The 13,224-nt window shown below is 39.5% G+C and carries 16 protein-coding genes; 13 read left to right on the top strand and 3 right to left on the bottom strand.

Annotated features, from left to right (window positions below):
• The first annotated feature begins 179 nt into the window (after nt 1-179).
• The 5 genes from ribD to PQ474_RS04750 all read left to right on the top strand — a co-directional run bounded on the left by ribD (nt 180) and on the right by PQ474_RS04750 (nt 4,451).
• Nucleotides 180-1,265, top strand: coding sequence for a bifunctional diaminohydroxyphosphoribosylaminopyrimidine deaminase/5-amino-6-(5-phosphoribosylamino)uracil reductase RibD (gene ribD / locus PQ474_RS04770; protein ID WP_273840885.1), 1,086 nt, complete (start codon nt 180-182; stop codon nt 1,263-1,265).
• Nucleotides 1,266-1,922 (top strand): riboflavin synthase, encoded by a 657-nt coding sequence (gene ribE, locus PQ474_RS04765; RefSeq protein WP_273840884.1) that lies wholly within the window; start codon nt 1,266-1,268, stop codon nt 1,920-1,922.
• Between the two features lie 52 nt (nt 1,923-1,974).
• A complete protein-coding gene (locus PQ474_RS04760) occupies nt 1,975-3,168 on the top strand; it encodes a bifunctional 3,4-dihydroxy-2-butanone-4-phosphate synthase/GTP cyclohydrolase II (protein ID WP_273840922.1) in 1,194 nt (397 codons plus the stop codon).
• Between the two features lie 141 nt (nt 3,169-3,309).
• Complete coding sequence (gene ribH, locus PQ474_RS04755; RefSeq protein ID WP_273840883.1) at nt 3,310-3,780, top strand: 6,7-dimethyl-8-ribityllumazine synthase; 471 nt, start codon at nt 3,310-3,312, stop codon at nt 3,778-3,780.
• A gap of 317 nt (nt 3,781-4,097) precedes the next feature.
• A complete protein-coding gene (locus tag PQ474_RS04750; protein ID WP_273840882.1) occupies nt 4,098-4,451 on the top strand; it encodes a GNAT family N-acetyltransferase in 354 nt (117 codons plus the stop codon).
• A gap of 45 nt (nt 4,452-4,496) precedes the next feature.
• Here PQ474_RS04750 and PQ474_RS04745 read toward each other — a convergent pair whose 3' ends face one another.
• The gene (locus PQ474_RS04745) at nt 4,497-5,027 is read right to left on the bottom strand and encodes a DUF309 domain-containing protein (protein WP_273840881.1); all 531 of its coding nucleotides are present in this window, start codon (nt 5,025-5,027) and stop codon (nt 4,497-4,499) included.
• Nucleotides 5,028-5,164: 137 nt separating this feature from the next.
• Here PQ474_RS04745 and PQ474_RS04740 point away from each other — a divergent pair, with 137 nt between their 5' ends.
• From PQ474_RS04740 to PQ474_RS04730, 3 genes are all read left to right on the top strand, one after another.
• Nucleotides 5,165-5,953 carry a segregation/condensation protein A gene (locus PQ474_RS04740; protein ID WP_273840880.1) on the top strand — a complete coding sequence of 263 codons (789 nt, stop codon included), beginning with the start codon at nt 5,165-5,167 and terminating at the stop codon, nt 5,951-5,953.
• Nucleotides 5,922-6,509, top strand: coding sequence for an SMC-Scp complex subunit ScpB (scpB, locus tag PQ474_RS04735; RefSeq protein WP_273840879.1), 588 nt, complete (start codon nt 5,922-5,924; stop codon nt 6,507-6,509). Before PQ474_RS04740 ends, scpB begins: the two co-directional genes overlap by 32 nt.
• 167 nt (nt 6,510-6,676) lie before the next feature.
• Nucleotides 6,677-7,585, top strand: coding sequence for a superoxide dismutase (locus PQ474_RS04730; protein ID WP_273840878.1), 909 nt, complete (start codon nt 6,677-6,679; stop codon nt 7,583-7,585).
• A 73-nt stretch (nt 7,586-7,658) separates the two neighbouring features.
• Here PQ474_RS04730 and PQ474_RS04725 read toward each other — a convergent pair whose 3' ends face one another.
• Nucleotides 7,659-9,233, bottom strand: coding sequence for an alkaline phosphatase family protein (locus PQ474_RS04725; RefSeq protein WP_273840877.1), 1,575 nt, complete (start codon nt 9,231-9,233; stop codon nt 7,659-7,661).
• 21 nt (nt 9,234-9,254) lie between these two features.
• Nucleotides 9,255-9,935 carry a DUF421 domain-containing protein gene (locus PQ474_RS04720; RefSeq protein ID WP_273840876.1) on the bottom strand — a complete coding sequence of 227 codons (681 nt, stop codon included), beginning with the start codon at nt 9,933-9,935 and terminating at the stop codon, nt 9,255-9,257.
• A gap of 715 nt (nt 9,936-10,650) precedes the next feature.
• On the opposite strand from PQ474_RS04720, the gene PQ474_RS04715 reads away from it, so the two are divergent.
• The 5 genes from PQ474_RS04715 (at nt 10,651) to spoVAE (ending at nt 13,215) form a co-directional block, all read left to right on the top strand.
• Complete coding sequence (locus tag PQ474_RS04715) at nt 10,651-10,854, top strand: DUF1657 domain-containing protein (RefSeq protein WP_273840875.1); 204 nt, start codon at nt 10,651-10,653, stop codon at nt 10,852-10,854.
• 71 nt (nt 10,855-10,925) lie between these two features.
• On the top strand, nt 10,926-11,357 hold the full coding sequence (locus PQ474_RS04710; protein ID WP_273840874.1) for a YhcN/YlaJ family sporulation lipoprotein: 432 nt from the start codon (nt 10,926-10,928) through the stop codon (nt 11,355-11,357).
• A 16-nt stretch (nt 11,358-11,373) separates the two neighbouring features.
• Nucleotides 11,374-11,853, top strand: a complete 480-nt coding sequence (gene spoVAC, locus PQ474_RS04705) for a stage V sporulation protein AC (RefSeq protein ID WP_273840873.1) — start codon at nt 11,374-11,376, stop codon at nt 11,851-11,853.
• 1 nt (nt 11,854) lies between these two features.
• Nucleotides 11,855-12,868 (top strand): stage V sporulation protein AD, encoded by a 1,014-nt coding sequence (spoVAD, locus tag PQ474_RS04700; RefSeq protein ID WP_273840872.1) that lies wholly within the window; start codon nt 11,855-11,857, stop codon nt 12,866-12,868.
• Nucleotides 12,865-13,215, top strand: a complete 351-nt coding sequence (gene spoVAE / locus PQ474_RS04695; protein WP_273840871.1) for a stage V sporulation protein AE — start codon at nt 12,865-12,867, stop codon at nt 13,213-13,215. Before spoVAD ends, spoVAE begins: the two co-directional genes overlap by 4 nt.
• The last annotated feature ends 9 nt before the right edge of the window (nt 13,216-13,224 follow it).

The raw sequence follows: 13,224 nt of genomic DNA, 5'->3' as shown, positions 1-13,224 counted from the left end.
TTTTAAAAGAACCTTTTCTATAAAGGGGTTAGTCTATCCTTTTTTAGAGGCACTGGCTAAACGGCAATTTATTAATTGTACGTTTATTTCGTGAACACTTTTATTTTCAAGGCCCTGAGTATACTAAACTCAGGGCTTTTTCTGTATTGTTGATGAAATAACGGATTGTGAGGAATAGTATGAATGATGTTGATTATATGAAACTTGCTTTGCAACTTGCAGAGAGCACACGTGGCCAAACGACACCCAATCCAATGGTAGGCTCTGTTGTTGTTAAAGACGGAGCGATCGTCGGGATGGGGGCACATTTGAAAGCTGGAGAAGGTCACGCCGAGGTGCAAGCATTAAATATGGCTGGAGATAAGGCTGCGGGTGGAACCATTTACGTCACACTTGAACCTTGTAGTCATTACGGGAAAACTCCGCCTTGTGCAGATCTAATTATTGAAAAAGGACTGAAAAAAGTCGTTATTGCAACAACTGATCCAAATCCTGCAGTAGCAGGAAGAGGAATAGAAAAGTTGCGAAAAGCAGGTTTGGACGTTGTCATTGGAATTGAAAAACCAAAAGCCGATGCGCTAAATGAAGTGTTCTTTCACTTTATCCAACATGTGAAGCCTTTTGTCACGTTGAAATCTGCAACAACCCTTGATGGGAAGACCGCTACCGTAACTAGAAAAAGCAAATGGATCACAGGGCCAGAAGCAAGGGAGGATGTACACCGTTATCGGCACACGCATGATGCGATCCTCGTCGGAATTGGCACGGTACTGGCTGATGATCCTTCTTTAACGACACGACTTGCAAACGGTGGAAGGAATCCGATTCGCGTTGTACTAGACCGGAGATTACGAACACCCATATCGGCAAAACTCGTTCAAGACCAAGAGGCCCCGACTTGGATTTTGACAGTAGCTGACCCTTCTTTAAAGAAGAGAGAAGAGTTGGAGAAATTTGGTGTAGAGATTGTTCAGCTCTCTGATGATTCTATTGAATCGATATTACAGGTCCTAGGTACAAAAGGGGTGACATCCCTTTTTGTTGAGGGTGGTGCTGAAGTAAATGGAAGCTTCTTAAAAGCTAAAGCGGTCAACCAGGTTATTACTTACTTAGCTCCTAAATTGTTTGGGGGACATGCTTCACCGACTGCGATTGGTGGAGAAGGAATTGATGAAGTGGAGGAGGCGCTTGAACTAGACATAGCCGAAGTAACCAAGATAGGAAAAGACATTAAAGTGGTGGCGCGTGTGAAAGGAAGTGAATAAATGTTTACGGGTATCATAGAAGAGATAGGAAATATTCAGGAAATGCGCTCGAGTGGAGAATCCATGGTAATGAAAATCGGTGCCAGTCACGTATTGAAAGACGTTCATCTCGGTGACAGCATTTCTGTGAATGGTGTTTGTTTGACCGTAACCTCTTATGAGTCTACTTTCTTCACGGTGGATGTCATGCCGGAAACAGTAAGGGCAACGAGTTTACAAGGTCTTGGGCGAGGGTCTAAGGTGAACCTTGAGCGTGCAATGAGTGCGAATGGACGTTTTGGAGGACATTTTGTATCTGGACATGTTGATGGCATTGGGAATATTTTAGCGAAGAAGCGAGAACATAATGCGGTTTACTACCGAATTGGGGTATCTCCTGACTTGCAGCATTACATGATTGAAAAAGGATCTGTTGCGGTAGATGGAACGAGCTTAACGATTTTTGCAGTCGATGAGGAAAGTTTTACGATTTCGATTATTCCACATACGATTGAGGAAACGATTATTGGTTTAAAAGGTGTAGGCGATATCGTCAACATTGAATGTGATATGGTTAGTAAATACATTGAACAATTTATTTCAAGACGTTTTGAATCTAAAAAGAAGCCTAGTTCTTCGCTATCAGAGAGTTTTTTATCGGAGCACGGTTATAAATAAAATAGAAGATAGGATGGTGAAAGAAATGACTGTTAACAAAGAGGAGCCGAAAATGTTTGATCCGATTGAAGAAGCGATTTATGAGTTAATGCAAGGTCGTTGTGTTATCGTTTGTGATGATGAAGATCGCGAAAATGAAGGAGACTTTGTAGCCATCGCAGAAAAAACAACTCCTGAGGTTATTAATTTTATGGTAACGCATGGTCGGGGACTTGTTTGTGCACCGATCACAGAAGAACGCGCGAAACAACTCGATCTTGTACCGATGGTTGATCATAACACCGATCCTCACGGTACTGCTTTTACAGTAAGTGTGGATCATTATACAAATTCTACGGGGATTTCGGCGAAAGAAAGAGCGGATACGGTTCGAGCTCTAATTGATGATGAGTCAATGAAGCATCATTTCAAACGTCCTGGTCATATTTTTCCTCTTGTTGCGAAGAATGGAGGAGTATTAAGACGTGCAGGACATACGGAAGCAGCAGTAGATTTAGCACGCTTGTCCGGTGCAAAACCAGCTGGTGTGATTTGTGAAATTATGAATGCAGATGGAACGATGGCAAGAGTTCCACAGTTGCGTAAGATTGCAGATGAACATGAATTGAAAATGATCACAATTAAAGATTTAATTAAATATCGTCATCGCAAAGATAAATTAGTAAAACGTGAAGTAGAAATTCAACTTCCAACTGATTTTGGAGATTTCCGTGCGGTTGGATTCTCTGACATTATTGATGGCAAAGAAAGTGTTGCTTTGATAAAAGGAGAAATTACAGAAGAAGAACCGACTCTTGTTCGTGTTCATTCAGAATGTTTGACAGGAGATGTTTTTGGCTCACATCGTTGTGACTGTGGTCCACAGTTGCATGCAGCTCTTGCTCAAATTGAGCAAGAAGGTCGTGGAATTCTCCTTTATATGCGACAAGAAGGCCGTGGAATCGGCTTAATGAATAAATTGAAAGCCTATAAGCTTCAAGAAGAAGGCTATGATACAGTAGAAGCCAATGAAAAACTAGGATTCCCAGCGGATCTACGCGACTACGGCATCGGAGCTCAAATTTTACGAGAATTAGGAGTAAGGCAAATGCGATTGCTTACAAACAATCCACGTAAAATTACAGGCTTAAAAGGATACGAACTCGAAGTCGTCGAACGAGTAGCCCTCCAACTGCCACACAACAAAGACAACGAACAGTACCTAAAAACAAAATCAGAAAAACTAGGCCACATGCTTCACTTTTAGAGAGTTTATAGTAAAAAGATCGAACTTTACCTTTTTACTATAAACTGAATTACAAGTTGTTCTAGTATAGTAGAACAACTACATAGTAGTACGCATCAACATTTAAAAATAAAACGGAAAACACTTGAGGAGGAAATGTAAATGGGACATGTTTATGAAGGGCACTTAGTGGCAACAGGATTAAAAGTAGGGATTGTAGTAGGGCGATTCAATGAGTTCATTACGAGTAAATTATTAGGTGGGGCACAAGATGCGCTTAAGCGTCATGGTATCAAAGAAGAGGATGTAGACGTAGCGTGGGTACCTGGAGCATTTGAAATTCCATATGCGGCGAAGAAAATGCTTGATACAGGTAAATATGACGCTGTTATTACGTTAGGTACAGTCATCCGCGGAGCAACGCCGCACTTTGACTTTGTATGTAGCGAAGTGGCTAAAGGAGTGGCGTCTCTAACGCTTTCATCTGGAAAACCGGTTATTTTTGGAGTTCTAACAACTGATACAATCGAACAAGCAGTTGAAAGAGCGGGAACCAAGGCGGGTAATAAAGGTTGGGACGCGGCTACAGCTGCTATTGAAATGGCGAATTTAGGAAGAAGCTTTGAGAATTAATCGTTTATTATATCATGTTAATTTTTTCATTTAGGTGAGAGACATGAAAGGAGATGCACTAGCTTAGGCTAGCATCTCCTTTTTCTTTTTTAAAATTTAATGTACCTATTACAAATACTACTTCAATTTTGTAACAAAATATAAAAAATCAATGTTGAATTTGAGAAACATTTTAGTCACTCTTAGCATAAAGTAGATTAGAAGAGGCGAAATGTAAAAAAACGATCCAAAACTAAATAAAATATGGTAAAATATATTGTGGTGAAAGCGCATACGAAATCAGCCCGTAAGTGGGTTAGAAACGTGAGAGGTCTATCATGCTTATACCTTATAAACCAATTAATCAAAAAATTGCAATGGGACTGCTTTCTTTTATGCCAAATGAGAAAGACGTCAAAAAACTTCTGAAAACAATGGAACGATATGAAAACGACCCAGATTGGAAGCTTTATTTATGGAAAGAAGATGATTTTGTTGGGGTTGCTGGGATTTCAATTGAAGGTCAGTTTGCGTATTTGCAGCATTTATGTGTGAATCCTTCCTTCAGACAAGAAGGGATCGGCAAAATGATTCTACATGAATTAAGAAGTGTTATTCCATGTGAGTTGCTGCCAACAAAAGAGACTGAGGCTTTTATGTTAGCTTGTCAAGGAGAAGAGAAGACTAGTTAAAAGGAGAACAGTTGAACGTTATCCTCAAAAAGGCAGGTGATATACTCACTGCCTTTTTTTCAGTTTTAGTTGGAGTTGATGAAGACGCTCATTAATTACATCTTCGCGATTTCTGTCACGATGTTTGTGAATTAAGGCTTTGTCGATATAGGGTGAAGCGGTAAAGATCCATTTTTTTTCAAGTTGCTCGGATCTATCTACACACAGAGCTAAAAGCGTTGAATCATCTAAGGGTAAATTAAGATCAACAAAAGGTTCTTCCGGAGTCTCAGCAAGCTTAATCTGCTTGTTTAATAGAAGGATAAGTTCATCTACATCAAGTCCGAGATGACTTAGGGCATTCGCTTGAAGCGAAACGGTCTGTAACGCTTTGTTGTACATACGTATGGCCCCGATCATGTTTCCTCTTCTGTGATGATACAGGCCTACAGCGATTTGGATAAGTCCAACCCAGTGTGGTTGCCGGTTAGTTGCAGGCTGCTTTTTCCAATGCTCTTCTAATATTTCATGACATTCAAAGTAGTCGCGGTCAACATGAAAGTAAATAAGGTAATCTAAATAGGCGGTTGGATACATGATGGAAATCTCCTTTTACAGTTTTTACTAAACCTAGTCTATCATAATTATGTAATGTTATCTTGTATGATATCCCACTAGGTGAAATTATGGTATAATTTCACCTAGTGTAAATTATGAATGCTAGTGGTGGTAAGATGAATCCCTATAGTGTAAAGCTTGATTTGTTTGAAGGACCTCTTGATCTTCTTTTGCATTTGATTAATGAAGCAGAGGTTGATATTTATGATATTCCAGTTGCTGTTATTACCGATCAATATTTAACCTATATACATGCGATGCAAGAATTAGAACTTGATGTTGCTAGTGAGTACTTGGTTATGGCTGCAACATTACTTGCTATCAAAAGCAAGATGCTTCTCCCAAAACAAGAGGAGGAGCTTTTTGATGAGGATTGGGAAATGGAAGAAGAAGACCCTCGTGAAGAGCTGATATTCAAACTGGTTGAATACAGAAAATACAAGGAAGCTGCTACAGAATTGAAAGAAAAGGAACAAGAGCGAAGTCTGGTACATACACGTCCACCTGAAGACCTTGAACCCTTTATAACTGATGAAGAACGAAGAGATATTGCTATACAAGGGGTTTCTTTGTTCGATATGCTTAGTGCTTATCAAAAATTATTAAAGAGAAAAGAGTTAAAAGCTCCACGGACGACAACCGTTAAAAGTCAAGAATATTCCATTGAAGAACGCATGCAAGAAGTTCTAAGTGAACTAGATCGATTTAAAGGTTTTTGCCGTTTTTACGATTTATTTCCGGTACCAGATAGGGGGCATGTTGTCGTGAGCTTTCTGGCTATTTTGGAACTAATGAAAACAAAAGCCATTCGCTGTGAACAGACGATGAATTTTTCTGACATCATGATATACAGAATAGAGGAGGGAATCCACATTGACAGTTCAAGAACTTCAAGCAACTATTGAGGGATTGTTATTTGTGGCAGGAGATGAAGGTTTGTCAACAGCTGATCTGGCAACCATTATAGAGGTAGAGCCAGAAACAATCTCAGAAGTGATGTACTCTCTGCAATTGTTGTTTAAAGAACAACAACGTGGTTTGCAAATTGTTGAAGTTGCGGGTGCGTTTCGTTTAACGACGAAGCCGGAGCACGCTCCTTACTTTAAAAAAATGGCTACTTCACCTTTGCATTCGAGCCTTTCTCAGGCAGCTCTTGAGACATTGGCCATCATAGCCTACCGCCAACCGATTACTCGAATGGAAATCGATGAAATACGCGGTGTGAAGTCTGACCGATCGATTCATACGCTATCATCGAAATTGCTCATTAAAGAAGTGGACAGGGCACCAGGACCAGGGAGGCCGATCTTGTATGGAACGACAAAATTCTTCTTAGATCATTTTGGATTAAGAAATTTAGATGAATTACCGCCGTTGCCAGAAAATATCGATGAGTCTTATTTAGAGGATGAAGCTGATCTTTTCTTTAGTAAATTTGAGGAAACTCTTGAAACAGAATAGAAAGGACAAGCCAATGGCCAATTGAGTTCATTGGCTTTTTTACGTTGACAGGGAGAAGGTTAATAAGAGGAAATAGGCATCACAAAAGTCTGTTCCCTGGGCACACATAGATATTCATCTTGCATAGGATAACATGTTACTGCTAGTAAGATGAGGAGGAATTTTCGATGAACAAACAAGAAAAAGCAATTTTGGAATGGGCAAATGAAGTCAAAGATACTTGGAATCAACATGGTTCAGTGCTTGAGGCCCGTGTAGGCTATGATCAAATAAAGCCTTTTGTTGGAGCGTTAGTTACCTTATTTAATGAACTTGAGTATTCAGAAACACGTGATTCTGAACAAAAGCGAATCAAAAAATTAGAAACTCTAGCTTCAGAGGTATATGAACATTGGTGTGAATTAGAACCGACAACCCGTGCAGAAGAAGGTAATCACCTCATTGATCCTGTTCCGATCGGTGGACATAAATTGCCGCCGTTGCCCTATGATTATCATGCGTTAGAGCCTTACATTTCTGAAGAGATTATGCGATTACATCATAGCAAGCATCATCAGAGTTATGTCGATGGATTAAATAAGGCTGAGCTAGAGATGCAAAAAGCACGAAATAAAAACGATTTTGATTTAATTAAACATTGGGAAAGAGAAGCGGCGTTTCACGGAGCGGGGCATTATTTACACACGATTTTCTGGCACATCATGAGTCCGCATGGTGGAGGTCAACCAAGTGGCGATTTAGCAGCACAAATAAGTCAAGATTTTGGTAGTTTCAAAAAAATGAAAGAACATTTTTCAAAAGCTGCTGAAAATGTAGAAGCGGTAGGGTGGGCAATATTGGTTTGGTCACCTCGAACCCATCGACTAGAAATTTTACAAGCAGAAAAACACCAAAATCTTAGCCAGCAAGATGTGATTCCTCTACTAGTATTAGATGTGTGGGAGCACGCATATTACTTACAATACAAAAACGAACGAAAACCTTATATCTCGAATTGGTGGAATGTTGTAAACTGGCCGGAAGTAGAAGGGCGTTACTTAGAAGCGCGTAAATTAAGGTGGAAAACATACAAATAACGAAAGGATTAAGCTAGCCAAGATGAATGTTATTTTAGCTAGCTTGTTTTTTAGCTAAACGCTTGAAAATGGATTAGTTTTGGTCTTCAAGTAACTCAATGAAAAACTCTTTTAAAGCTTCCATCCGATGATCTTCTAATTCCTTGTCTGTACCGGAAATAATAATAGAGGTAAGTGTATCGTTTTTGTGTAATCCCCCGTGTTCGCCACCGCCTTGATGAACAGGCGACCCTTCAGAACTTATAACATGTCCTGGCCTGGCGGTAACGACCATAGCTGAAAGGTGACTGTTAAGAGCACTATATAGTTGATGGAAGATGTCTGGATAATCTCCAAATGTAATCGTTTGATTATCGTTTAATGTGATGTCAGCGATTTGATGATTGCCGTCAATCGTCCAAGTTTGTCCATAAGAATCGGTCCAATCGCCATTTTCTTTTACTCGAAGAACACCCTCAGTACCGACTTGGTAGAGAATAAGTTCTTCTTCCTCGAGCCATGCAAGGTGATCGATCCGTGAATCTTGTTGAAGTCTTTCAGCAATATCTGTGTAATGAATCACATCCGTAGTAGGATACAAATAAGCAGACCGATGATTATTGGCGATCACAACATCTCCACTACTGGGTTCATCTAGAAGTGGAGCAACGACCAATGGATCAAGCAATGGTTCTAGTTCAATGGCCGCCACTTCTTTTTTCTCTTTTAATAAATCTTGACCATGATCCCCCATAACTACAAAAATGTTTTCTTCTAATGCCTGCTCCCAACTTTCATATGCGTTGAGAATGGTTTGTAAGTGCAGATCCGTGTTCGCAAAGTGTTCAATACTTACAGGACCGTGAGTGTGAGCGTCTTTGTCATAATCGGGAAAGAACACCATTAAGAAATCAGGTTGTTGTTTTTCTTTAATGAGTGTTTCGGTCACTTCAGCAGAAAAGGAATCATTTAAGCCGAAGCGTTGATATAAGCTATCTTTAACATTTTTTCCTTGAATAACCTTAGGTTGTACCGCTTGTCCGAAGGCTAAAAGATCAGGGCCTTTCGTTTCCATTTTACCGTTTACGTGGAGTAGGGTTTTTACATAGACTGGTAAAGTGATTGTATGAGTCTCATCTCCACGATAAGCAAGCATATTAACGGCACCTGAGGAGTATCCTTTTTGATTTAAACTTTCATAAATGGTTTCTGTCTGTGGTGAAATATGATTCGTGTTTAGATGAACGAGGGAATTCATCAGTGTATCATTCATTCCCAGTTTCCAATATTTAACGAGTGTTGAACCGTAGTCAATGAGTGTATCAGCTTCTGAATCGTACCAAACAAGACCAGGCAACTTGTGTTCTTTTAGTGATGTTCCAGTAATGATCGTCGTTTCAATCGGTACTGACATAGATGGAAATGGAGCTACTAGATCATGGGAAACAGAGCCTCTTTCCATTAGATAGGATAAAGCAGGAAGCGCACCATTTTTCATGCCCTCTTCAATTACTGGTTTCGTCATAGAATCGATTAAAACAACGATCACCTTTTTTTCGTTTAAAGGATCTGCTTTTGTTGACTGTACTAACGTTGCTCCTTCAGGACGATTGTCGCCACATCCTACTAGTAGACAGCCAATAAGAATCCATACAATGATTGCTCTCATCTCGTATCACCTTCCTATTAACTAGTACGTTTGAATTTCCAGGCCTTCTCCTTCTAACCATTCTGCATATAAGACATCTGAGGGACCAGGAATCCCAAGATGAAACAACTCGTTCTTCAGCCAAGCTGTTTCTTTGTCTAATTTAACTAACCCTTCAGGAATAATCTCCCCATCAAGAATGAGTAATACGGGAAACTCAACAGACTTAGGAGCCATTTGTAAATCGCGATTTATTGGCATCTCATAAGGGTGTTTACGTAGAACATTAATCGCTCCATTGGTTTCAAGGACCCCATATTCCACTTCTCGTATAGAAAAAACACCTTTATCTCTCAGAAGGTGTAAAAGTTGGTCTAAATCCAACTTGTTTTTTCGTAATGCATCATATTGTATTCTTCCTTTTGAAATGACAAGGGTTGGAGTTCCCTCTAACAATGGTCTTGACCCGCGTAATTTCTGGGTGATCATCTCAATCACGTAAATCAATGTCCCCCAAACTACTACTGCATAAAGAACATAATGCAACCCAATATCTTTATCATAAATGGCGTTTCCAACAAGTTCTCCTAATACAAGCGCAGAGATAAAGTCAAAGGGAGTCAACTGAGTGATTTGGTTTTTCCCTAAGACTTTCGTCATCACTAAGAGTGCAAAAAAACCAACAAACAACTCAAGCGTTAAAGAAAGAAAATTAGTATTCACACTTGTACCCCTCTGTTCCATATAACATTTCAGTTTATTGTGTACATAAATACAAGATTTTATGAGGGTGAGTTTAGTTGAATGAGCCATTGATCTAATTTATGCACTAATCGCTTTGAAGCTTGTTGAAGCAATGCCGTTTCGGAATTACGATCATCGAGGCGACCTTTAAAAACCACTACGATCTGCCGTCAATCAATACGTTAATAGATAGGTTTCTACCTCAGTCAAGTATTGTTTAATAATTAACATTTGTTTCGGTGAAAATAAGGCTACAAGGTCTGAATCATGAAAGTGGATAGATGATAGATCTCAATTGCTTTTGGAAAAATACCTCTTTGTTGTTTCGCAATCGCCTCGCGTTGCTGATAAATCAACAGCTGTGCTTTTCTTTATTCGCGTATTTTTTCTTGTAAGTAATGATTCATTTCGATAAGGGAGATAGGTCTCTAAGAGGATGTTGAATGTGTATAAGCTTGTTTTTTAGTTGTCGTTGATTTAGTAAGAGGATGAATATGAGTCATAAAGTTGTAAAAAGAGCGATTATGTTAATCCAAGTAAGGAACATTTATTAACAACCCCTATTTGTTATTAACCTTCAGTGTAGCATAATGGCCTTTTTTACAAAATTTGTTTCTAATAGTTCTGTACAAATTCTCCAATCCTAAGGTGGAAAGCTTATTCAACATGTATTAAAAAATTGGGGGGATGAAAAGTGACCGTTGCAGCAAAAATGAAGCAAACATTAGCAGGATTAAAAAGTGCTCAGGCTAGTCTAGAAACATTTGCTCTAGAGACAGAAAATCAGCAAGCGAAGCAGCTTTTTCAACAAATGGCTCAACAGACACAAGGTGTAGTAGATGGGTTAGCACCTCGATTACAACAAATTGAGGAAGAAGAGCCACAATATAAACAGTAAAAGTTCTTGGACACGAGTCGTTTTTAGGCTCGTGTCAGTTGTACATAGTTATTGAAAGGAGAGAGCTATCCATGAAAGGGATTATTCAAGGGTTACTTGTTTTATGCATTTTATGTAGCTGTCAAATGGCAGAACCCCAACAAGATATTAAGCCTTTACAACTTTCAACCAACGCAGTATTGGATCAAGAACAAGCCGATGAAGCGAAAAAAATCATCCTCTCTATGGAGGAAGTTACTGAGGTTAAAGGAGTATCAGATGAAAATAATATTTACTTAGCTCCAAAAGTCAAACATTTTGATCGTTTCAGGTTAAAGGAAATTCGTAAATATGGTCATGACGCAGTGAAAAAGAGGTATCCAGACGCTACTGTTCATGTTTCTACAGATCAAAAGATATATATGGAATTAGAAAAACTGGAGCAAGAGTTGAAAGAACGTACGATTAGTGAAAAACGGTTAAAGCAACGGTTGAAAGAACTTGATGAAATGACGAGAGGCTAAAAAGAGGTGAAAGGGAATGTCTACAAGTAAAAAGAAAAATGTTACTCCTGCACAAGAACAATATCAAAAATTAGCAAGTAAATATGAAAAAAAACGACCAGTAGGGAAAAACTGTATTCGAGCCTTTTTTGTTGGGGGGGTTATCTGTCTAATAGGACAAGGTTTACATGTGTTTTATTATACATTTTTTGATTTTACACAGCGAACAGCTGGAGATCCAACAGTTGCAACTTTGATTTTCTTATCTGTTCTTTTAACCGGTTTTGGAGTGTATGATCGAGTTGCACAATTTGCTGGTGCTGGTACAGCAGTACCTGTTACAGGATTTGCGAATTCAGTGGCTTCAGCAGCCATTGAACACCGAACAGAAGGATATGTTCTTGGTGTAGGTGGGAAAATGTTTAAACTCGCGGGATCTGTTATTGTGTTTGGTACGGTAGCAGCCTTTTTTATCGCGATCATAAAAACAATACTTGTGAAGTGGGGAGGGTTATAAAATGCTAAGAGGTCATCAAACATGGGAATTTGAAAATTATCCTGTCATTCTTTCTACGGGAACTGTTGGTGGGCCTTTTGAAGCTAACGGAGAATTAGCAGACGATTTTGACTTACTACATGATGATTTATGGATCGGACAAGACTCTTATGAAAAAGCTCAAAAAGTATTATTGGAAGAATCAGTTACAACGGCAATTGAAAAGGCTGAGTTAAGAAATGAAGATATTCAATTTATGTTTACAGGAGATTTAATTAACCAACTTACCCCTTCTAGCTTTGCAAGTAGAACACTAGCCATTCCTTATTTAGGTCTCTTTGGTGCTTGTTCAACATCTATGGAAGGGTTAGCGCTCGCAGCTTTCATTGTAAATGCAAAAGGGGCAGAGCGAATTGTTACGGCTGCTTCAAGTCATAATGCGGCAACGGAAAAGCAATTTCGATACCCAACCGAATACGGGGGGCAAAAACCCCCAACAGCTCAATGGACCGTAACAGCATCAGGTGCGGCAGTCGTTTCTCATGTGGGAAATGGACCTGTAGTATCCTCTGCAACAATAGGCAAAGTTATCGACATGGGATTGTCGGACCCGTTTAATATGGGAGGAGCTATGGCACCAGCTGCTGCAGATACGATTATTTCTCATTTTCGAGACCGTGATCTTCCGGCAGATCATTATGATCTAATTGCTTCAGGAGATTTAGGAGAGATTGGACTTCCAATTGCAAAAGAGCTTTTAAAACAAAAAGGATTAGAGTTGCCCGAAAATACGTTTCAAGATTGTGGCCTTATGATTTATCGAGAAGGACAACCAGTTTTTGCTGGGGCAAGTGGTCCAGGATGCTCAGCGTCTGTAACGTATGGGCATTTATTAAACCGAATGAAACGTGGAGAATTAAAGAGAATGCTTATTGTTGCTACAGGGGCGTTACTTTCACCGTTATCCTTTCAACAACAAGAGACGATTCCATGTATCGCTCATGCCGTTTCAATTGAAGTGGGTGAACAGTTATGATCTTCTTATCAGCATTTGTAGTCGGTGGTTTGATTTGTGTAATTGGACAAATATTAATGGATGTATTAAAGCTGACCCCTGCTCACACGATGAGTACACTCGTAGTTGCTGGCGCGGTATTGGACGGTTTTGGCTTGTATGAACCATTAATTGATTTTGCTGGTGCTGGTGCGACAGTTCCTATAACGAGTTTTGGTAATTCACTTGTACACGGGGCGATGGCGGAAGCAGAAGTGAATGGTTTAGTTGGTGTGTTAACGGGAATTTTTGAAGTGACAAGTGCGGGGATTTCAGCAGCGATCATTTTTGGATTTATCGCTTCTCTTGTATTTAAACCAAAAGGATAAGGAGTGAAA

This window comes from Halalkalibacter alkalisediminis, from assembly GCF_028610705.1.
Lineage (GTDB): Bacteria > Bacillota > Bacilli > Bacillales > Bacillaceae_D > Halalkalibacter > Halalkalibacter alkalisediminis.
Note: the sequence above shows the minus strand (reverse complement) of the source record. Positions and strands in the feature narration are given on the sequence as shown.